Here is a 21,954-nt window from a genome sequence, read left to right as displayed (position 1 = left end):
TGAGGTGTAAAAAAGTTTCAGACAGACGATAAATTGCGGAATACCGATGTTGCGTTACATGTTGGCAGGCAAGGGCAGACCAAGCCACTTCACACTAATGGCGTTTAGTTCCCCATCTTTTTTGGTCTCAGCCAGAATTGCATTTACTTTATCGAGCAATTTCTTTTCATCTTTGTTTAGTCCGATTGAGCAAGGCGAATTTTTGATCAGAAATTTTGTTTCCGGCTTCTTTGGTGGATTCTTGGCGATGATAGCAGCTGCAACCACGTTGCCGGTTGCGATCAATTGTACTTGGCCAGACAGGAACGCACTGATGGTTCCGTTATTATCTTCATACCGCTTGATGGTCGTGCTGGCCGGTACAATCTTAGTTAGCTCCAGATCTTCAACAGCACCGCGAGTGACGCCAACGGTTTTGCCAGCAAGATCCGCAACACTGGTCACTTTTTGATCCGCACCACCAAACACGCCGTTAAAAAATGGGGCATATGGCGCACTGAACTCAATCACTTTTTCACGTTCCGGATTTTTACCGAGGCTGGAAATAATCAGGTCAACTTTCTGGGTTTGAAGGTAGGGCACGCGATTCGCGCTGGTAACCGGGATCAGTTCAATTTTGACGCCCATCTTCTTGGCGATGAGTTTAGCCACGTCGATGTCGAGACCTTGTGGTGTGAGATCGCTGGTGACCGATCCAAATGGCGGAAAGTCCTGAGGCACGGCGACTTTGAGCACGCCACTTTTAGTTATCTGATCCAGCGCATCGGCGTGGACGGTTGTACTGATGATGGTGCTGACGAAAGTAGTCGCAGTCAACAAGGCGAGCAGAATACGCGGACATTTCATTTTGAGACTCCTTTAGCGGGGATAGGAAAAATGCTGGGCGGCTGTGGATTGATAGTGTTGGTCATCGGCGCCAATGCCTGACGCAATGGCGACAGTGTGTCAGTGCGTACAGATTGATTGAGACCCGCCTCGACATTGCATAAATGGTCGCGCATCAGTTGTTCGGCGAGTACTAGATTGTTGTCTTCGAGTGCCACCACGATGCCCGCGTGTTCCTCACACGATTGGCGGGCGTGATGTGACGATTGATAAAGCATTGCTGTTAATGTCGTGCGCGTCGTGAAGTCGCGCAAAGTATCGGCAAGCAAGGAATTGCCAAACGATTCGCATAAGCAAACGTGGAAGTCACCCAGCAAATAACTCCGTGCAGCGACATCGTCACTATCTACGGCGGCCTGTTCACGCTCAACGTGCCGACGTAAAAGACGTACTGCGTCGAGGCTGATCGGCCGTGCATGGCGTAGTAATCCCAATTCGAGGACCCGACGGGCTTCGAACGCTTCACGTGCGTCTTCGGGCGTGGGTGCAATGACGTACCAACCGCGACGTGGGCTGACGGTGACGATCCCGCGTGTCACCAATCGCGTGAGCGCCTCACGAATTTGGGTCCGGCTAACATCAAATAACTCGGCAAGTTGCTGTTCTCCGAGCCGCGTACCAGGCGCGAGTTTTTGCGCCAGCATCGCATCGGTAATCCGTTGTGCGATCAGGGCGGAGGATTTGGTGGGGAGGTCAACTGTCATGCAACTTGATGAGCAAGTCGTGTGCCAGGTTGTCCGTTACTCTGATGGACCAATCTGATATACAAGATTGATGTACAAGATTCACCAAGTTGGTAAGTTTTGTGTGAATAGCATCCCTAAAAAGGGGAAAGACGCCCTATTTTGGTGTGTGATTCTGGGACACCATCTGCATGAACGTTGGCGAGGGCTGGCGCTGCGACGGTGTTTCGCCTATGAATAGGAGCATGTTAGCTGGATAGACTAAACATTGAACACGCTCAGTTTTAGTAAAAGGGCTAAAGTTGCCAAAATGTTAATTCTTATCGGGGCACAATTAGAGGCTTGTCCTGGACTCATTTTTCGTAAATCTGCGCGCAGTCCGCAAATCCTTTCACTTCGATAGGATTGCCGGATGGGTCCACAAAAAACATGGTTGCCTGCTCACCGGCCTCACCAGGAAACCGAATATTCGGTGGTATCACGAATTGAACCTCTGCACTTTCAGACAGTGCGTCAGCAAGTTTATGCCAGTCATCCATTTGCAAGATGACGCCAAAATGTGGCATCGGTACCATATGCTGACCTACTTTTCCGGTATTCGTTACCTCGAACGGCTTGCCCAGATGCAGCGAAAGCTGATGGCCGAAAAAATCGATGTCGATCTATGTATCAGCACTTCGCCCTTCCTTGCATCCGAGTAAATTGCAGTAGAAATGACGAGCGATATTTAGATCGTGTACATGATATGCGAAGTGAAAAAATGATTTCATCATAATCCTTGATTTTAAAATATTTGGTTGTCATGTGACGGGTATTTTCGGCGGTAAGAACCGGCGGGCGATACTGGCACATCGCGGTTTGCGACGATATTGGATTTAACGCAGCATGCCTTCCAGCAGAGGCATATCAATATTGCCTCCCGACAGGACAAGTATCGTATTTTCGCCATTAAGAGGCAACTTTCCTGAGAGGATTGCAGCAAGCGCAACACAACCGCCAGGTTCGACCACAACATGAAGTTGCTCCAGCGCGAAACGGATCGCTATGATAACTTCTTCGTCGCTTACGACGACTGCTCCGGTCATAAAACGTCGGTTAATTTCATAAGGCAACTCGGCGGGAGTCACCGCTTGCAGGGCATCGCAAATCGATTGGCTTCTGGCAGGATTGCTTTCACGACGACCACTTGACAGTGAGCGTGCCATATCGTCGAAGCCTGCTGGTTCAACGGTGAAGATACGGGTCGATGGCGACAACTGATTGAGTACCAGGCTACTGCCTGCGGCAAGGCCGCCACCGCCAAAAGGAGTGATAAAGTTCCCTAGGTTTTCGCCAATTTCGCGCTGGAAGTCTGCGAGCGCTTCAAGGATGACCGTTCCTTGTCCGGCCAGCACGTCGGGGTGATCTCCCGGTGGAATCAGGGTCCCTCCGGTTTCTTCTACTATTTTTATGCCGATGGCCTCGCGGCTTTCATGGCGACGGTCATATAGTTTGACCTCGGCGCCGTGTTTCGACGCACCAAGGATTTTATTTTTTGGAGCGTCGAATGGCATAATGATTGTTGCTTTTGTGTTGAGTTGCCGTGCCGCCCAGGCAATTGCCTGCCCGTGATTGCCCGTCGAATAGGCGATGATGCCTCGTGATATCTGCTCTGGAGACATGTTCAGCAGTGCATTGAATGCGCCACGTGCCTTGAACGAACCAGTGACCTGCAGGTTTTCTGCTTTCAGCCAGACTTGGGCATTTGCGATTTCATCGAGAAGGGAAGAACGCAGCAAAGGAGTCCGGTGTACATAGGCCTTGATACGCAGCGCAGCCCGTTCAACATCATGAAAGACAGGCACCGAAATTTCTCCGAGTAAAGAATGTTGAATACTCGAATTGGGTTGTAGAGCAAGCATGGAATGTCTCTTTGAATAGGATTTCTGTCGTTTAAATGCTGCACTCCTTCGCATGGAGTGACAGCACTGTGAAATTTCGAAATTCAATCAGGGATGGCATTTAGTTCGAAGGATGCCTTGGATAGTGGCGAGAGTGGCATGTTCAATGGGCCGAACCATTTTTCGTACATCGTTTTCCCGTCGCCGTTGCGGAATTTCTCCGCAATCGTACGATTTACAATGGCCAGCAAGGTAGAGTTGTTCTTGGCAATCATGATCCCGTAAGGCAGATAGGATAGAGGACGTCCGGTTATACGAAATTCGGCTGGATTCCTCGCTGCTTTTCGAAGTCCGTAGAGGATCGTGTTATCCGTGATGTAGGCATCGGCGCGACCGGTCTGTACCGCGAGAAATCCTTCCGCCTGATCGCGTGTGTACATCAAACGCATGTTCAGGTGTTTCTTAATGTTAATGGCTATTATGGATGCCAAACTGGTGGAGGCGCTCGGCAACGCAACCACCTTTCCTGCTAGATCTTCCAGCTCTTTGATGGGCGAAGAAGCCTTAACCAGAAGCTGGTCGGAAGCAATCGCTATAACGTAAGAGAATTCGACCTGTTTCTGACGCGCAAGTGTGTTGACGGTAGAGCCGCATTCCATGTCGATCATTCCGTTTTGAATCAGAGGAATCCGTGTTGAAAGATCCACTGATAGCATGACAACTTCGAGAGACGGGAGATTTAATTCCTTCTTCAAGGATGCGACCACGGCAGCGCACAACTCAACTGTGTAGCCGGTCGGCTTTTGATTCTCGTCCAAGTAAGAGAGTGGCACGCTGAAATCGCGAACGCCTATCTTCACTTTGTTCGTGGCCTTTATGCGTGCAACGGTTGAGTCGGCCATTTGCGCGTTGGCGTCACTACAAAAAAGACCAGCCACTATTGCAATACACGCTGCAAAGTGGACCCAGGCTTTGGATTCTGTGTTGTTACTGCTCATGGCGTTCTCCTATCTTAAAAAGAAATTGAATGCGATCAGGCAAGTGCCAAGTGTGCTTGGTGATAAAGAACGAATTCCTGCATCGAGTCAAAACTGAGATCCGGCTTGGCGCCAATAGCATCTTCAGGACGCGAGCCGAGACTGCGTCCCGGACGTTTGATCCAGACGCTGGACAGCCCGAGCTGGTTCGCGGGAATGACGTCGGCACGCAAACTCTGGCCAACGTGCAGAATTCTTTCTTTTGGAATGCCCATTGCGGCGAAGGTCTCGAATGCTGCCTGAAAATGCGCGTGATCCGGTTTGTATGCGTTGACGCTCTCGGCTGTAACGATAACGTCGGCCTTTATTCCCAATTTACGTTCGGAGAATTGGATTGATGAATTGTCAATATTACTAAGTAGACCGATCTTAAAGTGCTTCTGCAGATGAGCCAATGAATCCCGCGTATCGGTGAATGTCGGCCATAACATCACGGAGTTGGCGCACACCTCGCGCTCTTGGACGTTCTCCGGAATATCGTATTTACGGCAGAACTGGCCGTACGCAGCGCGGAGCACGTCCGGATAAAGCAAGGCGGGACGCTGTTTCTGCAGCGCTGCCCGTGCCTTGTCGAATTCCATCAATAATTGCTCGTTCGGGAGCGTGACGCCGTATTGGTCTGCCGTGCTGTGAAACATTGAGATGATCGTGGGTTCCCAGTCGATCAAAGTACCGTAGACATCAAACGTCAGGGCGTCGAATTGGGTTAGGTCTAGCTTCATGTGGGCCTCTTTAATAATCGATAATCGATAATTTATAATTGGGAATATTAGTATCGATAATCGATTATGTCAAATAAATTTGTTAGAATGTCGACCACGAGGTGAATATGAAAATACTTGAATCATTTGCACAGGGCGTCATTGCCAATCGGCAACCTGCAACTGCGTCGATTGCCGACGCATTGCGCGATGCGATCCTGAAAGGCGTGCTTAAGGGCGGCGAACCATTGCGGCAGGATGCCATTGCGAAGCAGTTCGCAGTAAGCCAAGTCACGGTCCGCGAAGCATTACGTATTCTGGAACACGAAGGACTGGTGTCGGTGACGCCACGGCGCGGTGCTGTGGTGTATTCATTGTCACCAGAGGATGTGGCCGAAATCACCGACTTGCGCGCCACCTTGGAGGGAAGTCTAATCAAGGCGGCCATGTCGTCGTTGAATGCGCAAGACTTTGAAATGGCAGAAGCGACGATTAAGCAGCTTGAGCAGGCGCGCGATATCGACGATCTGATTTCGCTGAACGTCGTTTTCCATAAGTGTCTTTATGGAAAAGCTAATCGTCCACGCACGACGGCAATCCTTGACCGTTTAAGAGCTAGTCTCGAGCCATACTTGCGGCTTTTATGGAATAAGACCGGTTACAAGAGGGAATCGCAGGACGATCACAGAAAAATTCTTGTGCTATGCCGAGAAAAAAATGTGGCTGAGGTAGAGAAATTCCTCAGGATACACATCGAAAAAACCGGCCGCGAGATCGAAGATCTGCTAAAAAATTTGGTAAAGAACGATTGATTTTTTCCTGCGTATAGGGATCTAGGGAGTGATCGTAGGCGAGTGCAGTTAAAACCGGAGGCAACCAGGCAAGGTGTTCGTTTCATAGGCGTCCTTATTCCTGTTTGTAAAACGACGCGGTATCGGTTTTCTCGCATCTTCCTAGCATAGTGTGATTTTTCAAAGAAATTTTTCTTATCGACTGCGTAAGGACGATTCCGCAAGAGTGACGGGCGCTACCGAAAATATTACCGAATAATGGCGCGTTTGCGGGCAATGGCAATCGCTTCGGTGCGGTTATGGGCGTCAAGCTTCAGATTAATGTTGCGCAAATGCGTGCGCACAGTCGTCACGGAGACAAACAGCTTTTCGGCGATGACCTGATTGCCATGGCCTTTTGCGAGTAAAAGCAAAACATCGCGCTCGCGCTCTGTTACGTCGCCGCTATTTTTGGCGGTGCGCGGTCGCAGGTTCTCGGTTCGGTCCCCGCCCTCTGCGATGGCAACGCGTTGTTTAGATGTTTCGTCGTTGACAGCAACGTGCGTGTGATCGTAGGAGTCGATGATTTTTTCTGCGAATAAACGCAGTGCCGTCTGGTTGCGTTTATCAGCAAAGCCGGTATGTGATTTGCCCTGTGATCTGTTTTGCAGGGCGTCCAGCAGCTCTTCGATCAGCGTCAAAAGTGCAGGACCTTCGTCTTGAAATATACGCACAAAATTTTCTGCCAGTGCTTCGTGCAAAGCTTCCGCCAATATCGCTAAAGCGAGGTCACGTTGTTTTGCATGGTCTAACGCCAAAGCATAAAGCACCTTGGTACGAAGCGCATAACGCACGCGACCGCGACGCGAGGCATCTTCCAAATGGACTTTTAGCAGCGGAACGGCAGCGAGTGCTTGTCCGGTATATATCTTCAATCGCAACAGTGCCAGCGTTGGACTGTCGATATCATTTGCGATCGGTTGAAAATCAGGATGGTTGCTGACCGACGTTGGTTTGATTAACGCCAGCATGTCTTTTGCGGTGACGACATCGCGATCAAGCATCGCACCGCGGGCGCGCTCTATACGGGCCATCTCAACCAAACGTGATAATCCGCGCTGTAATCCGAGATGCTCCATATCAAATAGGGTTTGCAGGGCGTCGTTAATATTTCCTTCTGCACGCAGAATACGCGCATAAATCAAATGGCTGGCGATCAGGTGATCTGGCATGCCCGCTTCTTTGACCAGCGGAAGGTACATTTTTAATAGACGTTTGGCCGCATCCAGCAGTCCGGTTTCATAGTAAATTTCGGCCAGATAGATACTGGAAAATCCACTATCAGCACCGACTCGTGCCACGACCGGAGGTGAGGGCTCACCGATTAAGCGATGCAGCCGCGCAGCCGCTGAGCGAAATTTTCCCTGTAGCATATCGAGCATGCTATTCATATAGCCTGCGACTGCCCCGCCAAATAACGATCTGCCGGTTGAATACTGCTGCGTCACCCGATCAAGTGCCTGCCGCGCTTCCTGATAGCGCCCAATGGTCGCGTAATAGTAGGCGCAACCGATCATCAGCATCGTTTGCAAAAAAGGCGCATAAGCTTCATTTTCGAGGCCATACGCACCCTCCCAAATCGGGGCAGTTTCTTCAATCCGATCCAGCATCACAAGGCTGAATGTGCGCAGCGCCATTGATGCGGGATAAGACATTCGCTTGCCAGAAGCAGCATTACAATCGTCAATGCTGTCGCTGCCCATTGACTCCTGCAACGCTAATGCCTCACCGCTGCGATTGGTATGTATCAGTACCCAGGCATAAACGAAGATTAATTTTGGATTGTCATCGATGCTTTGGCCTTTCAATGTATCGAACCAGCGCGCCAGTAAACGGACCCGGCCTTGTAGCAATAACGATTCTGCTTTTTGTTCGAGCAATTCCAGTACCAGCGTTTTATCCCATGATAAAACTGCGTGATCAATGGCAGGTATTGGTCGATTCTGCTCTAGATACCAACCCGCTGCACGTCGATGCAAAGTGCGCGATAAGCCAGGATATTTTTGCTCCAGTTGAGAACGCAAAAACGTGGCAAAAAGCGGGTGATAGCTGAACCACTTTCGCTGCTCATCAAGCGGTGAAATAAACATATTGGAATGCTCGATTTCTTCCAATAATTGTTGGCTGTCAGTTCGGCCTGTGACGGCGTTACAGTTTTCGATACAAAATTGATCAAGGACGCTGGTTTGCAGGATGAACGTCTGCAAATATTCCGGTTTTTGAGACAGTACATCTTCTGCCAGATAGGTCGCGATGGTGTTATTCGAACCCGAAAACGTCTGCACAAATTGGCGCGGATCAGGATTGTTTTCAAGCGCTAACGATGATAACCATAATGCGGCAGGCCATCCATCGGTAATGGTATGGAGTTGTTTTAACTCTTGATCGGCGAGTTTTAAATGGCGTTTATCGCGCAAAAATTCGATGGTTTCTTTCAGACTAAATCGTAGGTGTGTAGCATCGCATTCCAGCAATTGCTGACGGGCGCGCAACCGCGCCAGATTTAATAGCGGCCTTCCGCGCGAACCAATAATGATTTGTTGTCCCGCTCCCAATGTTTCAATAGTTTGCTGTATCAAGGACATCACTGCAGAGTTGCGTAACGTCTCGAATTCGTCAAGTATTAGTACAAACGGCAGTGCGCTGGCGACCACCGTATCCAATACGCCCGGAGGTGACTGTTTACGCGAATGGACGGATGCTTCATCCGCAAATATAGTGGCAAAAATGCTGGCGGTAAGAAGCATTTTTTCCAGCGCTTGTGCCAGGTTGAGCGTCAGTTGATCAATATCGTTGTCACCCACATCCAACGTCAACCAGGCGACCGCCTTATCTTCGGCTGTTAAAAAATGATGCAGAGAGCGTAATAAGGTCGTCTTTCCGAAACCGGCGGGCGCATCAATAACCATCAGCTTCGCAGTGTCTGCGCGAAGCAGTCGGTCAACGACTTGCTGACGTGTTATGAGAAGAAGAGAGTTCGCAGGTGGACTAATTTTGGATGGCGGAAAATGTCGCGCACCGATTGCTTTTTCGGTCATGTCAGCACCGTTTTTTATGCTATTTGATGATGTGATTTTCGAACTGTTGTTGCTGCTATTAATCCGATTGGGAGGATTGCTAGTTTGTTTGATGATTTTTTTTGGCGGGGAAAAAGTTGGCGTAGGGCAATTTATATCGGTTGACTGAGTTGCGGTCGCAGTTGCACCGTGAGTTGCAACATCCCAGGGTAATGTCAAATTACATTTGAGAAACATTTTTTTCATTGAAGCTTCTCATTTCTATCATCTCAACTTCACGGACAATCTATTGGATAACCGGGCGAAGGTAGTTGCTTCTGGCTAGTCCAAAAAATACGCGCGCTTGTCGGGCGCAATTCATGGTTTTCGATTCAATTTTCGTGAATCAATGCTGATTCTATCGCAGAATTTCCTCAAGGAAATGTGCTTAAAAGCTATTTTATGTTTTTAAAAAATGCGGTAAATGACCAGTTAACTGGTGGCATCTGGACGGAAGGATGAGTTGTGATGCTCTTCAATGGTGCTTGTGGGGCAACCGATGGTTGTAAACGGATTGTTAAGCGTGAGATAAGAGGAAGACCTACGAAGGTATTACGTGCAGCGTGGTCATATTTTTAGATATTGACGAGGACGCAGTGTTGTTTTCTGGAGCGAAAGGTGCAGGTCGGACTACTTTAGCCGTCCGACCTGCGTCAACAGTTACGGTACCTTAAAACTTATAGCCGAGCGTAAAGTTGGTGGCGATGGCGGGGATATTCAGTCTTGCAGTACTGGTCAAGACGGTATTGCCATTCTTGTCTTTAACCGTAATGATCGAATCTGTTTGCAGAGGAAGATACGATACGCCGAGGTTGCCAGACCAGTTGTCGTCAAAATTAATGTTCAGACCGCCGTTTAATACCGGTCTGAACGACGAAGTCGCTTTGGCTTGGATTGTGGTTGCATTACTGCCTGTGGAGGCGAAGGCAAGATAACCGCCCGTGTTTTTCAGTTCCTGATTGAAGTTGTCGTTGAGTTTGACGTGGGTAAAGAAGTTATAGCTAACACCAGCGCCCAGATAAGGACGGAAAGTCGCTTTTGGATCGCGGAAATAGTATTGAAATAGCAGTGTGGGACTCCATTGCAATACGCTTGCCAGAGGAGCATTTCCAGGTTGGTTGAGTACGACCGGAGGCACCGCAGCGCCAAGAGCGCCGGGCGTAGTCACCTTGCCACTGCCATAAATATTAAAGCTTGGCGGCAAACCAGCAACATTCGTGATGGCGAAATGGTCGGTGACAAAATGCGTGACCGTCAATAGCGGCGTGACCGCATTACCTACCCTGAGGTTCGTACCCGGCGAGTCGAATTTTTGCGGCAGCAGGGTGGTTTGGGTCAATAAGGACACGCCCAGATCAGTATGCAGCGGCGTGCTACTACTTTTGGAGTTGTTAATGTAAAGCCCACCGACATTGACCACGGTATCACCAGCTTTTTGCGCTGCTGCCATGCTCGAAATCAGAATGAATGTTAAAGCAGCAAGGCAATGACTTACTTTCATTTTATATGTCTCCGGATATTTTTATGTTTGTGCTGAGTTGCCGCCTAGCGTCATCTCGTTGACGAGTTGCAAAGCCTCCAGCTTTCGCAGGGTGAAGACTTTGCAGGGAGTGCGTGTTTCGCTCAATAGTTTTAATGCGCCTTACCTACACCGCTCAATAATCCAGTCACGGGCATTAACGGGCTGCTGGTGGACGCAGAGCCAGCGGCCGATGCACTACTCAATAAGGGAGCGAGGGCAGTGGCAAGGTTAGTGGCCGGCGCTACCGGATTGCTAGTGGATGCCGAACCAGATGCGCCGGCCAATAGATTGGTAACAGGTGCCAGTGGACTACCACTGCTGCTGCCGGTCGCACCGATTGAGGTGACTGATTTAAGTGGATCCAACGGACTGCTCGATGCACTGCCGGATGCATTATTCGTCGTGCCGGGGGAGAGCAATAGACCGGTCGTGCTATTTATGATGCCACCAACTGTTGTAACGATGCCACCCACATCCTGCACCAGGACATTGCTGGAACTCGCTCCAACTTGTGTGCCAGCACCACCAATACCGTTGCCGATGGTCGTGATTAACCCTGCGACTGGTTGACCCAAACCGGTAGTTTGACCCACTGTTAAAGTAGTGCTGGAGATGGTTGCCCCAAGTGGCGTGATGGTGCTGCTTATTGATTGGGTAATCTGCTCTACCGGGCCCGTAGCGAGCGACAAAGCAGCCAGCTGACCAGCACTATTAATCGATACACCCGCGTTACTCAGAGCGGATCCGACTGGTCCTGTGAGGGGACTCAGCGGCTGCAATGGGCTACCAGCCGCACCTGAGTCGGTCGCTAACTGACCGACGTTTCCTACTGTGATGCCAGTTGCACTGATGACGTTCCCTGTGCTGGCAACCGTGGTGCCGACCGAATTTGGGTTGGTTCCCATTTGGCCCAACCCACTGCTGACGCCATTGCCGAGAGCGGTGACTATATTGCCGCTGCTAGACACTGTAGCCCCAAGATCTTTTTGGGTTGTAGCGATCCCTGGAATCGGCAAAGGTGTCGTGCCAATCAGATTGCCCGCATCAGAAATGGTAGAGCCGGTCTGGCTGACTGCGGTCGCGGTTTGATTGACTGGTGCGGCCGCAGGCACAGCGGTTCCTGAAGTGGAACCGCCCGAGCCTGAATTTGAAGCGACGGAACCAGTGCTGCCGCAACCGCTCAATGCCAGAGTGGCCAGGACACAGCTGACGATGATTGATTTTTTATAAAGTAATTGCATTTTGTCTCCTTATTATTTTTTGTCAGATACCCGTTGCTTGTCGCTGTAAAAACCTCTGCTGGACGACACCTTTGCTGGTAATCCAAGCCGAAAGTTTGCACGTCGGTGCGAACGGCTCTTTTATAGTCGGCATAGTCGAATTTGAGCCGCAGTAGATTGACTAATGAACACATTCAGGATGGATGACCTGTTTAATTTTTCACAAACTGTTGTCTTGTAGAGGCAAGTTTGTGCAGTTTGGGTCAATGTACCGATGAAAGTTGCGTAGGAGTATCGTCCGATTGGACTATATTGCGCACGTAGTAATAACTGCATAAGTCTTTAAAGTGTTTCTCGGAAGCCATGATTGCGCCAGCAGGTATAAAATTTTTATTTTGATGCTTGATTTTTATTCAAAGTCATATGATGATATGGTCACATTATGAAAAATCGATAAACTAATTCATCGAAATAATGAGTTAATAATTAGAAAATAACGAGACCTTATGTTCAAAAAACTAGCTGCCAATCGCGCATCACTGAGCGATACCGTCGCGCAGGAATTACTTCAAAAAATTCAAAGCGGCGAATATGGTCCAGGCGCAAAACTGCCGACTGAGCCAGTACTTTCTGAAGAATATGGCGTCAGCCGCACCGTCGTTCGGGAAGCTATTTCGCGATTAAAGAATGAGGGCGCGGTCGAACCACGTCAGGGCAGCGGCGTGTATGTCAGTGAACAAGGCCATTTACGCCCATTGCGCATTCAGTTTGATGAAGCATCCTCCGCCGATGCCGTTCTGCAAATTGTTGAGTTACGGCGGGCGATTGACGCCGAGGTTGCCGCGTTGGCAGCCATTCGTCGCACGCCACGCCAGCTTAAGTCGATTGAAACAGCATTGCGCGGAATTGAGGCAGATGTCGTGGCTGGCGGTGATGGCGTAAAGGCCGATGTGATGTTTCACCGCAGCATCGCCGAAGCCACGGGTAATCCTTTCCTGCTCCAAACGTTGGCTTTCTTAAATCAGTATCTCGAAGCGGCGACAAAAATCACCCGTACGAATGAAGCGCGGCATGCCGATTTCATGCGTCAGGTCTATGAGGAACATGCCGCTATCGCGACGGCAATCTCGGCTGGTGATGCGCTCAGTGCACGAAATGCAGCGCAAACACATATGTTTAACGCGGCGCGCCGGTTATCGCAGGGTGCGAAGCCTGCGATAACCGGCGGAGTGATCAAGAAAAGCAGCGTTAAAAATGTTACTTCGATTAAGGTCAAAAAAATCGTAGATGCTGTCTAGCTCACGACGCAATTATTCAAGTCAAGTTTGTAAACATTCTCAGTGCATTTTATTAAACCAAAAAATATGCCGCTCAATGTTGTGCGGTAAGCGTTAACACCATTATTAAAACAGGATAAATCATGACCATAAACGTGGGTGTCATCGGCCTTGGTGCCATGGGTTTGGGCGTTGCCCGTTCGTTGTTACGGGCCGGTTTGCGCACGCACGCATGTGATCTTCGTCCGCCAGTGCTGGCACAGTTTTCCAGCGAAGGCGGGATCGCTTGCGCCACGCCAGCCGAACTAGGCGCGCAGTGCGATGTTGTGATAACCGTGGTTGTTAATGCCGCCCAGACCGAGCAAGTGCTTTTTGGTGAAAACGGCGCTGCGGAAGCCATGAAACCGGGTAGTCTGGTGATTGCCAGTGCGACAGTTGCGCCGGATTTCTCGGCCGCATTAGGCCAGCGTCTGGCCGCACTGCAGTTATTGATGCTGGACGGTCCTTTATCAGGCGGAGCGGCGCGCGCCAATGCCGGTGAAATGACGATGATGACATCTGGACCGGCTGAAGCATATGCTAAAGCAGAAGCCGTACTGGCAGCGATTGCAGGGAAAGTCTATCGCCTTGGCGATGCTCACGGCATTGGTTCGAAGGTCAAAGTGATTAATCAATTACTGGCGGGTGTGCACATCGCCGCGGCTGCCGAAGCGATGGCGCTGGGCATGCGCGAGGGCGTTGATCCAGATGCGTTGTATGAAGTCATCACCAATAGCGCGGGCAATTCCTGGATGTTTGAAAACCGGGTCCCCCATATTTTGAAAGCGGACTATACCCCGCTATCGGCAGTTGATATTTTCGTCAAGGATCTGGGTTTGGTCCTCGATACCGCGCGTGCCAGCAAATTCCCTTTGCCATTATCAGCGGCGGCACACCAGATGTTTATGATGGCGTCGACCGCCGGTTATGGCGGCGAGGATGATTCTGCCGTGATTAAAATTTTCCCGGGTATTAACTTGCCGGTTGCGAAGGAGTAATCGTATGTCCAGCATAGCTAATCCAGCCAACAAAATATCTCAACCTCTTCTTGGTTGTATCGCCGACGATTTTACCGGCGCTACCGATCTGGCAAATATGCTGGTGCGCGAAGGAATGCGCACTGTGCAAACCATCGGTGTACCGGATGTTGCACCAACCGAGGTAGATGCCATTGTGGTGGCGTTGAAATCTCGCACGATTCCCGCTAATCAAGCCGTGGCAGAGTCGCTGGCGGCGCTGGCTTGGTTGCAGAAGCAAGGCTGTCGTCAATTTTTCTTTAAATACTGTTCAACTTTCGACTCCACAGCGCAAGGCAATATCGGGCAGGTTACCGATGCTTTACTGGATGCGCTAGGCGCGGATTTTACGCTTGCCTGTCCAGTATTTCCAGAGACCGGACGCACGCTATATCGCGGTCATTTGTTTATCAATGATCAGCTACTCAACGAATCCGGCATGCAGAATCATCCGTTGACACCGATGACGGACGCCAATCTGGTGCGCGTGCTGCAACAGCAAACCACTGGCACAGTGGGTCTGGTTGGCTATCCGGTCGTGGCGCAAGGGGTTGAAGCTATTCAGGCCGAAATGGCTTCGCTGCATCAGCGCGGGGTGCGCATGGCTATTGTGGATGCGTTGGTTAATGCCGATTTGTACGCAATTGGCGCGGCGTGCGCGGGTTTGCCGTTAGTCACTGGCGGCTCTGGTATCGCTCTTGGCTTACCTGGCAATTTTGTCCGTGCCGGATTGTTAAACACGTCGCAAAATGTGCAGGCAAGCGCTTTGCCGACGATTGATGGTTGGTCGGTGGTGCTGGCCGGTAGCGCTTCGCTGGCGACTAATGCACAAGTCGGGCACTGGAAAGAAAAGCATCCGGCCTTCCGTATCGATGCGTTAGCCGTTGCAAGAGGTGAGCCGGTTGTTGCAAACGCGTTGGCATTTGCGCAGGAGCATCTTTCCAATCAAGCGCCACTAATCTACGCGACCACGACATCGGAGCAGGTCAAGCAAGTGCAAGCCGAACTGGGCGTTGAACGTGCAGGCGCATTGATTGAAGACACGCTGGCTGAGATTGCCAGCGGTTTGTTTGCTCTCGGTGTCCGTCGTTTTGTCGTCGCTGGTGGTGAAACCTCGGGCGCAGTCGTCAAAGCACTCAATGTTACTGCGCTGCGCATCGGCAAGCAGATTGATCCTGGTGTCCCGGCAACTGCTTCAATCGGCGATGTGCCGCTGGCATTGGCGCTTAAGTCTGGTAATTTTGGAACCGTTGATTTCTTTGAAAAAGCTTTACGACAACTGGGTGATGAACGCATTGCATTGCGCTCGGGAGCTGCAAACTAATGAACGCCTTATCGAATAAACCATCGCTTAAAGAGCAGTCATTGCGCGAAGAAATTTGTCGCGTGGGGGCCAGTCTATTTCAACGCAACTATACCGTTGGGTCATCTGGAAATATCAGTGCCAGATTAGAAGATGGATGGTTAATCACGCCGACTGATGCATGTCTTGGAATGCTGGACCCCGCATTGATTGCCAAAGTCGATGCAACGGGGCAATGGGTGAGTGGCGATAAGCCTTCCAAAACATTGACATTGCATCGCGCAGTCTACGATAACAATCCGACAGCGCAGTCCGTGATACATACCCACTCGACCAATCTGGTGGCCTTGACTTTAGCGGGTGTGTGGAGTAAGGACGCAGTGTTGCCGCCGATTACCCCATATCAGGTGATGAAAGTAGGCCGTATTCCGCTGATTTCGTATTGCCGTCCCGGTCATCCTAAAGTGGGCGAACAGATCACAACATTGGCGAACTCTGTGCGTGGTGTGTTATTGGAACGACTGGGCCCTGTGATATGGCACACCAGCATTTTGCAAGCCGCTGCGGCTTTGGAAGAACTTGAAGAGACGGCGCGTTTGTGGATGATGTTGCAGGAAAAACCGCTTGCATTGGATGAGGCCGAGATCGCCGATCTTTGTCAGACGTTTGGCGTACGGTGGTGAAAGTAACATAAACAGTTACCCAAAGCATGACTAAAAGCATGACCAAAAGAATGACTAAAACAGTCACTCAAACAATGTGCAGCATAGAACGATTTTTTAAAAAAACCAAGACGGAGACAAGATGTCATCAACAATTAACCCAGGAAATGTGGCAAATAAACCAGCCGGTTCTGGCAAGCCAATAGTCCCAAAAAAGGGCGTTATTGACGCCGATGGATTGTACAAAAAAGTATTCTGGCGCTTTGTGCCATTTATTATGTTGTGTTACGTGATCGCTTATCTGGATCGCGTCAATATTGGTTTTGCCAAGCTTCAGATGTCGGTCGATTTAGGATTCAGTGAAACCGTTTTTGGCCTCGGCGCAGGTATATTTTTTCTAGGCTATTTTTTGTTTGAATTGCCAAGTAATTTGATCATGCACAAAGTCGGCGCCAAGTTATGGATTGCCCGCATTATGATTACATGGGGATTGCTGTCCGCATGCTTTGTCTTTGTCCAGACGCCGACGCAGTTTTATGTTTTACGTTTTCTGCTCGGTCTGGCTGAAGCAGGATTTTATCCCGGTATCATTCTGTATCTGACCTATTGGTTCCCATCACATCGGCGCGCCAAAGTGGTTGCGACTTTCATGGCAGCGATTCCGTTATCCGGCATTTTCGGTAACCCATTATCTGGCTGGATCATGCAAGCATTTCACGGTTCCAGTGGATGGCATGGCTGGCAATGGATGTTTCTGATCGAAGCAATTCCAGCGGTCCTGATCGGTATTGCTGTTTTTTTTGTAATGGACAACAGCATTCGCAAGGCGAAGTGGTTATCGGAGGACGAGAAAGATTTTCTGGAAGCCGCAATCGTTGAAGACCAAAAAGGTAAAGTCAGCCCGAAATCTACCGCCGGTGTTTTTAAAGATGCCCGTATCTGGCATATGTGTCTGATCTATTTTTGCATCGTTATGGGTCAGTATGGTTTGACGTTCTGGTTGCCAACATTGGTCAAGGCTTCTGGTGTGGAAGGCGCGCTAAATATTGGTTTGATCAGTGCGATTCCATTCTTGTGCGCGGTAGTGGCGATGATTTTGATCGGGCGTCGTTCAGACCGTCTGCGTGAGCGTCGCTGGCATCTGATGATCCCGGCATTGTTGGGCGCAGTTGGGTTCGTTATATCAGCGCTGGCTGCGGACAACACGGTAATCGCCATCACATTTTTATCATTGGCTGCAATGGGTGTGCTGACGTGTTCGCCTTTGTTTTGGTCCTTGCCGACGGCGTTTTTGTCGGGGACAGCGGCGGCTGCCGGTATTGCAGTGATTAATTCGGTCGGCAATCTGGCGGGATTCGTCAGTCCATTTTTGGTCGGTTGGTTGAAAGATACGACACATAGCAATGAAACCGGTATGTTTATGCTGGCCGGAATGCTCGTCGTCGGGGCAATTTCCATCTATCTGACTTCGCCTAAGATGGTGAATAAATAGTTCGTCTGTAATAGCGCAAGTAATAACATTTCGGCAGCATAGACATGCTGCCGAAATAAATATTTAAGGAGTTTCGCGATGCCACGTTTTGCCGCAAATCTAACGATGATGTACACCGAACACGAATTTCCAGACCGCTTTAAGGCCGCTGCGAAAGATGGTTTTAAAGCCGTGGAATTTTTGTTTCCCTATGACTATGCTGCTGCTGTATTAAAAGACCTTTTGGACGACAATGGACTTACGCAGGCATTGTTTAATGCACCGCCGGGAGATTGGGCAAAGGGTGAGCGTGGTATCGCCTCACTACCAGGGCGTGAGGATGAGTTTAGACGTAGCATTGATACTGCGCTGAAATATGCCAGTGTATTAGGCAACGATAAGCTGCATGTGATGGCTGGCTTGATTGGCCCAGAACAGGATCGCGCCCGTCATCGTGCCGTGTATATCGACAATCTGGCGTATGCGGCACAGCAGCTTGCGCCACACAACATCACGCTGGTGATCGAGCCGATCAATACCCGCGACATTCCTGGATTTTTTCTGAATCGTCAGGATTATGCGCAAGCGATTTGCGCTGAGGTTGGGCTGGATAATTTGCGCGTACAGTTTGATCTGTATCACTGCCAGATCGTAGAAGGTGATCTTGCGGTTAAATTAAAGCGCGACATGGTGCGGCCGCATGGTGGAATCGGCCACATTCAAATTGCGGGCGTGCCTGATCGGCATGAGCCGGACCTGGGTGAAATTAATTATCCCTATTTATTTACATTGATTGATCAGTTGGGTTACGACGGCTGGATCGGTTGCGAGTATCGCCCTAAAGCCGGTACCTCTGAAGGCTTGGGATGGCTTAAACCCTGGCTAAAAGCGTAATTGCCAGAGCAACTTCCAGCGCAAAAATAAGCGAATCATTGCGCTGCAAGACGAACTTTAAAACATCTCTCATTTTAGAAAGTATTCCATGCAAGTAGTTATTACCGGCGGAGCCGGATTTTTAGGACAGCGCTTAGCACGCCAGCTATTAGCGCAGGGAACGTTGCCAGATAGCAAGGGCGCGCTACAGACTATCACCAAAATTGTACTGGTCGACATTGTCGCCGCAACCGGTTTTGACGATGCGCGGATCGCGCAAATCACTGGCGATATCGCCGACAGCGCATTGCTGGAACGGGCGATCACGACGGATACTGCGGCTATTTTTCACTTGGCGGCTATCGTTAGTGGACAAGCTGAGTCGGATTTTGAGTTAGGCATGCGCATCAATCTTGAAGCGTCGCGCCTGTTGTTGGAACGCTGCCGTCTTTGTGGTCATCAACCGCGTGTGATATTTACCAGTTCGGTGGCGGTGTTTGGCGGCGACTTGCCAGCGGTGGTGCAAGACAATACTGCGCTTAACCCGCAATCGTCATACGGTGCACAAAAAGCGATCGCCGAGCTATTGCTGAATGACTACAGTCGTAAAGGGTATGTCGATGGTCGGGTGTTGCGGTTGCCGACAATCAGTGTGCGTCCCGGCAAGCCGAACAAGGCCGCATCATCATTTGCCAGCGGTATCATTCGCGAGCCGCTTAACGGTGAGTCGACGGTCTGTCCGGTCGGCCCGGAAGTGCGGCTTTGGTTACTTTCTCCACGCAAGGTCATCGCGTGCCTGATTCATGGCTATACGCTGACTACTGAAGCGCTCGGTACGCGTCGCACGATTAATTTACCAGGTGTGTCAGTGACTGTTGGCGAGATGGTTGGAGCGTTGGAACGCGTCGCCGGATCAGAAGTCGCCAAACGCGTGGAGTGGAAACAGGACCCGTCCATAGATCGCATTATTTCCAGTTGGCCCGGTGCATGGGACGCAACCCGAGCAACGGCTCTCGGCTTTAGCAGCGATGATAACTTTGACGATATCGTGCGTGCTTATATTGAGGATGATTTACCGGCTGCCTAAAATAGGACAGTTGTTTTCAATACCGCTTTGCTGATACGGTCGAACCATATGTGCGTCGGCCGTATTGGCATCTATATTTACCCGGACAGATGGCAGGTTGTCGGTTGGAAGATGAAGGCGTGTTCTGAAACATCACCAATCGTTGCCGTGGCGTTGATGTTGCCTGAGTCCAATTCCCGTTAATCTAAAATTTATTAGCTTTTGGTTTGGCGCTGGCAATAAAATACTCCGGACGCATCTTGCGGGTTATTTCGAGCAACGGCAGTACGTGGTCGAGATGATCGCGCATGGCTGCCACCGCATTGGACGGATTGCCCGCAGCAATCGCAGCCACAACTTCGCTATGCTCGACCAGCACGCCATCCATACGACCCTGCAAAGGTAATGTTAGCTGACGGTAGCGGTCGATCTGGGTTTTGGCTTGCAGTATTAATGGCCATACCCCGGGAAAGCCGGACAGCTCCGCTAGCATCTCGTGGAAAGCCTCATCGGTCTGATGAAAACCGGCTTTATCGTTTGCCGCAATACAGGCCCTTTGCGCGTCAAGAATCGCTTGCAAGCGGCTGACCCCATCCTTCGTAGCGCGTTGTGCCGCCTTTTCGATGATTGCAAGTTCCAGCACGGAACGTACCAACATCGCTTCTTCCAGACTGTCTAGCGGAATACGCGCAACGAAAGTGCCGACGCGGGGCACCACTTCGATCAGCCCTTCTTCTGCTAATCGTTGCACCGCTTCATGCACCGGCGTGCGGCTGATACCAAGTTCTTCGGCGATATCGCGTTCGACCAGACGCGCGCCCGGAACCAGTGTCATGTCGATGATGCGTTGGCGCAGGTAACGGTAGACACGCCGTGCCGCGCTAATTGGCGTCTCGTCGGTGGATTGCTGATCAGGTTGTGGTGCGTTCATAGTTGGATTCGCTTAGCAATAAGATGGAAATGATGTGTGCAGTGATTCAACGCTCGGATACCGAGAGTCGCTAAATTTACCAGTTTGACACCATTTCCAAAAGTATAACCGCGTGGCGTCGCCAAATGTTGATCAGGGATTAAGTGCTACCTGCGCGCCAATCGGTGTGCCAGCGTCGCTACAGGCACGCTCACGCGCCAGTAGCACCAGCACGACGACCGCAAGTAGATCGAATACAGCCAACAGCACGAAAAGCGGCCCGTAACCGACTTGCGTAACGAGTATGCCGAACACGAGCGTAAATAATGTCGCACCTAAATATCCTGACATACCGGCCATGCCAGTGGCGGTTGCTACTTCGTTCTTGCCAAATACATCGGACGTGATGGCATACAGTGCGCCGGATAAGGTCTGGTGTGCAAAGCCGCCTACACATAGCAAGGCGATGGCAATGTACGGACTGGAAACGAGTCCGATACAAGCTGGTCCTATCATGCACAAGGCACCGACGCCGACCACCATTTTGCGTGATGTGAACAGTGAGACGCCTGCATATTTATGGAAGAAAGGACTCAGGTAACCGCCCAATACGCAACCAATGTCGGCCGCGAGGAATGGTAACCATGCAAACATCGCAATTTCCTTCAAGTTCATGTGGTGCACCGTGACCATGTATAACGGAATCCAGGCGTTAAAAGTCTGCCATGCCGGTTCCGACAGGAAGCGCGGAATAGCGATTGACCAAAAGTTACGATTGCGGACAATTTGCGACCAGCTGGCCTTTTTAGAGTGGCTTTCGTTGTACTTGGCTTCTTGTCCGCGCAGGATAAAATCGCGTTCAGTACCGCTGAGATGTTTTTGATTTTTTGGGTGCTTATAGAGCAACATCCATAAGCAGCTCCACACGATTCCAAGGGCGCCGACGATGATGAAGGCCCATTTCCAGTTGCCATGTAATAGTGCCCACACGACCAGCGGTGGTGCGCATAAAGCGCCGACCGATGAACCGATGTTGAACCAGCCGATTGCAATGGAACGTTCTTTGGCTGGAAACCATTCGGTGGTCGCTTTGACGCCAGCCGGGATACCAGCGGCTTCAGCCAGACCCAGACATCCACGCAGGAACGCCAGACTTTGCCAGCCGGTCGCCAGTGCTGCGGAGGCGCATGCTAAAGACCATGCCACTGCAAAGACTGCAAAGCCAATTTTGGTGCCGACGGTATCGAGTATGTAACCGGCAATCGGCTGCATTAATGCATAACAAATTTGCCAGGCGACCACCACATAGGAATATTGCTGAGTAGTAAAATCCAATTCCTTCATCATGGTCGGCGCTGCGACCGAGAGCGTATTTCTGGCCAAGTAATTGACGATTAGTCCGGCCGTGACCATGCCAACCATCCACCAGCGCATGCCTTTAATTTTGTTCATTTTGTCCCCACCTGTTTTTTGTTATCTATGATTCCAACTGGAATGGTGTTTTCGGATTGTTAAGCTTTCGC

18 protein-coding genes and 1 pseudogene are annotated in these 21,954 nt (G+C 50.4%); 8 read left to right on the top strand and 11 right to left on the bottom strand.

Going from position 1 to position 21,954, the window contains the following annotated elements; translation table 11 throughout:
- Positions 1-54: 54 nt before the first annotated feature.
- The 6 genes and pseudogenes from RGU75_RS02915 to RGU75_RS02890 form a co-directional block, all read right to left on the bottom strand.
- Positions 55-846 carry a transporter substrate-binding domain-containing protein gene (locus RGU75_RS02915; protein WP_322232837.1) on the bottom strand — a complete coding sequence of 264 codons (792 nt, stop codon included), beginning with the start codon at positions 844-846 and terminating at the stop codon, positions 55-57.
- Entirely contained in the window at positions 843-1,589 is a 747-nt protein-coding gene (locus RGU75_RS02910) for a GntR family transcriptional regulator (RefSeq protein WP_322232835.1), read from the bottom strand. The genes RGU75_RS02915 and RGU75_RS02910 overlap by 4 nt, the downstream gene beginning before the upstream one ends.
- A 332-nt stretch (positions 1,590-1,921) precedes the next feature.
- Positions 1,922-2,338 (bottom strand): annotated as a pseudogene (locus RGU75_RS02905) (VOC family protein).
- A gap of 105 nt (positions 2,339-2,443) precedes the next feature.
- A complete protein-coding gene (locus tag RGU75_RS02900; RefSeq protein WP_322232833.1) occupies positions 2,444-3,469 on the bottom strand; it encodes a threonine/serine dehydratase in 1,026 nt (341 codons plus the stop codon).
- 83 nt (positions 3,470-3,552) lie between these two features.
- Positions 3,553-4,446: an amino acid ABC transporter substrate-binding protein gene (locus RGU75_RS02895; RefSeq protein ID WP_322232831.1), complete on the bottom strand. Its 894-nt coding sequence runs from the start codon at positions 4,444-4,446 to the stop codon at positions 3,553-3,555.
- 35 nt (positions 4,447-4,481) lie between these two features.
- Positions 4,482-5,207, bottom strand: a complete 726-nt coding sequence (locus RGU75_RS02890) for an HAD hydrolase-like protein (protein WP_322232829.1) — start codon at positions 5,205-5,207, stop codon at positions 4,482-4,484.
- Positions 5,208-5,314: 107 nt separating this feature from the next.
- Between RGU75_RS02890 and RGU75_RS02885 the strand changes: the two genes are divergently transcribed.
- Positions 5,315-5,998 (top strand): GntR family transcriptional regulator, encoded by a 684-nt coding sequence (locus RGU75_RS02885; RefSeq protein WP_322232828.1) that lies wholly within the window; start codon positions 5,315-5,317, stop codon positions 5,996-5,998.
- A gap of 227 nt (positions 5,999-6,225) precedes the next feature.
- Here RGU75_RS02885 and RGU75_RS02880 read toward each other — a convergent pair whose 3' ends face one another.
- The 3 genes from RGU75_RS02880 to RGU75_RS02870 all read right to left on the bottom strand — a co-directional run bounded on the left by RGU75_RS02880 (position 6,226) and on the right by RGU75_RS02870 (position 11,835).
- Positions 6,226-9,054 (bottom strand): LuxR C-terminal-related transcriptional regulator, encoded by a 2,829-nt coding sequence (locus RGU75_RS02880; RefSeq protein WP_322232826.1) that lies wholly within the window; start codon positions 9,052-9,054, stop codon positions 6,226-6,228.
- Between the two features lie 688 nt (positions 9,055-9,742).
- Positions 9,743-10,573: an OmpW/AlkL family protein gene (locus RGU75_RS02875; RefSeq protein ID WP_322232824.1), complete on the bottom strand. Its 831-nt coding sequence runs from the start codon at positions 10,571-10,573 to the stop codon at positions 9,743-9,745.
- Between the two features lie 131 nt (positions 10,574-10,704).
- Positions 10,705-11,835, bottom strand: a complete 1,131-nt coding sequence (locus tag RGU75_RS02870) for a collagen-like triple helix repeat-containing protein (RefSeq protein WP_322232822.1) — start codon at positions 11,833-11,835, stop codon at positions 10,705-10,707.
- 485 nt (positions 11,836-12,320) lie between these two features.
- Between RGU75_RS02870 and RGU75_RS02865 the strand changes: the two genes are divergently transcribed.
- The 7 genes from RGU75_RS02865 (at position 12,321) to denD (ending at position 19,542) form a co-directional block, all read left to right on the top strand.
- Positions 12,321-13,112, top strand: coding sequence for a FadR/GntR family transcriptional regulator (locus RGU75_RS02865; protein ID WP_322232820.1), 792 nt, complete (start codon positions 12,321-12,323; stop codon positions 13,110-13,112).
- Between the two features lie 122 nt (positions 13,113-13,234).
- On the top strand, positions 13,235-14,128 hold the full coding sequence (gene ltnD, locus RGU75_RS02860; RefSeq protein WP_322232818.1) for an L-threonate dehydrogenase: 894 nt from the start codon (positions 13,235-13,237) through the stop codon (positions 14,126-14,128).
- Between the two features lie 4 nt (positions 14,129-14,132).
- A complete protein-coding gene (otnK, locus tag RGU75_RS02855) occupies positions 14,133-15,470 on the top strand; it encodes a 3-oxo-tetronate kinase (protein ID WP_322232815.1) in 1,338 nt (445 codons plus the stop codon).
- Entirely contained in the window at positions 15,470-16,132 is a 663-nt protein-coding gene (locus RGU75_RS02850; protein ID WP_322232813.1) for an aldolase, read from the top strand. The genes otnK and RGU75_RS02850 overlap by 1 nt, the downstream gene beginning before the upstream one ends.
- A gap of 121 nt (positions 16,133-16,253) precedes the next feature.
- Positions 16,254-17,603, top strand: a complete 1,350-nt coding sequence (locus RGU75_RS02845; RefSeq protein ID WP_322232812.1) for an MFS transporter — start codon at positions 16,254-16,256, stop codon at positions 17,601-17,603.
- Between the two features lie 78 nt (positions 17,604-17,681).
- On the top strand, positions 17,682-18,476 hold the full coding sequence (gene otnI, locus RGU75_RS02840) for a 2-oxo-tetronate isomerase (protein WP_322232810.1): 795 nt from the start codon (positions 17,682-17,684) through the stop codon (positions 18,474-18,476).
- 88 nt (positions 18,477-18,564) lie between these two features.
- Positions 18,565-19,542, top strand: a complete 978-nt coding sequence (gene denD / locus RGU75_RS02835; protein WP_322232808.1) for a D-erythronate dehydrogenase — start codon at positions 18,565-18,567, stop codon at positions 19,540-19,542.
- 184 nt (positions 19,543-19,726) lie between these two features.
- Here denD and RGU75_RS02830 read toward each other — a convergent pair whose 3' ends face one another.
- On the bottom strand, positions 19,727-20,452 hold the full coding sequence (locus RGU75_RS02830; RefSeq protein ID WP_322232806.1) for a GntR family transcriptional regulator: 726 nt from the start codon (positions 20,450-20,452) through the stop codon (positions 19,727-19,729).
- Positions 20,453-20,584: 132 nt separating this feature from the next.
- The gene (locus RGU75_RS02825) at positions 20,585-21,883 is read right to left on the bottom strand and encodes an MFS transporter (protein WP_322232804.1); all 1,299 of its coding nucleotides are present in this window, start codon (positions 21,881-21,883) and stop codon (positions 20,585-20,587) included.
- Positions 21,884-21,954 lie beyond the last annotated feature (71 nt).

It is taken from the genome of Glaciimonas sp. CA11.2 (assembly GCF_034314045.1).
In the GTDB taxonomy this organism is placed as follows: Bacteria; Pseudomonadota; Gammaproteobacteria; order Burkholderiales; family Burkholderiaceae_D; genus Glaciimonas.
This window is presented reverse-complemented; position numbering and strand designations above follow the sequence as displayed.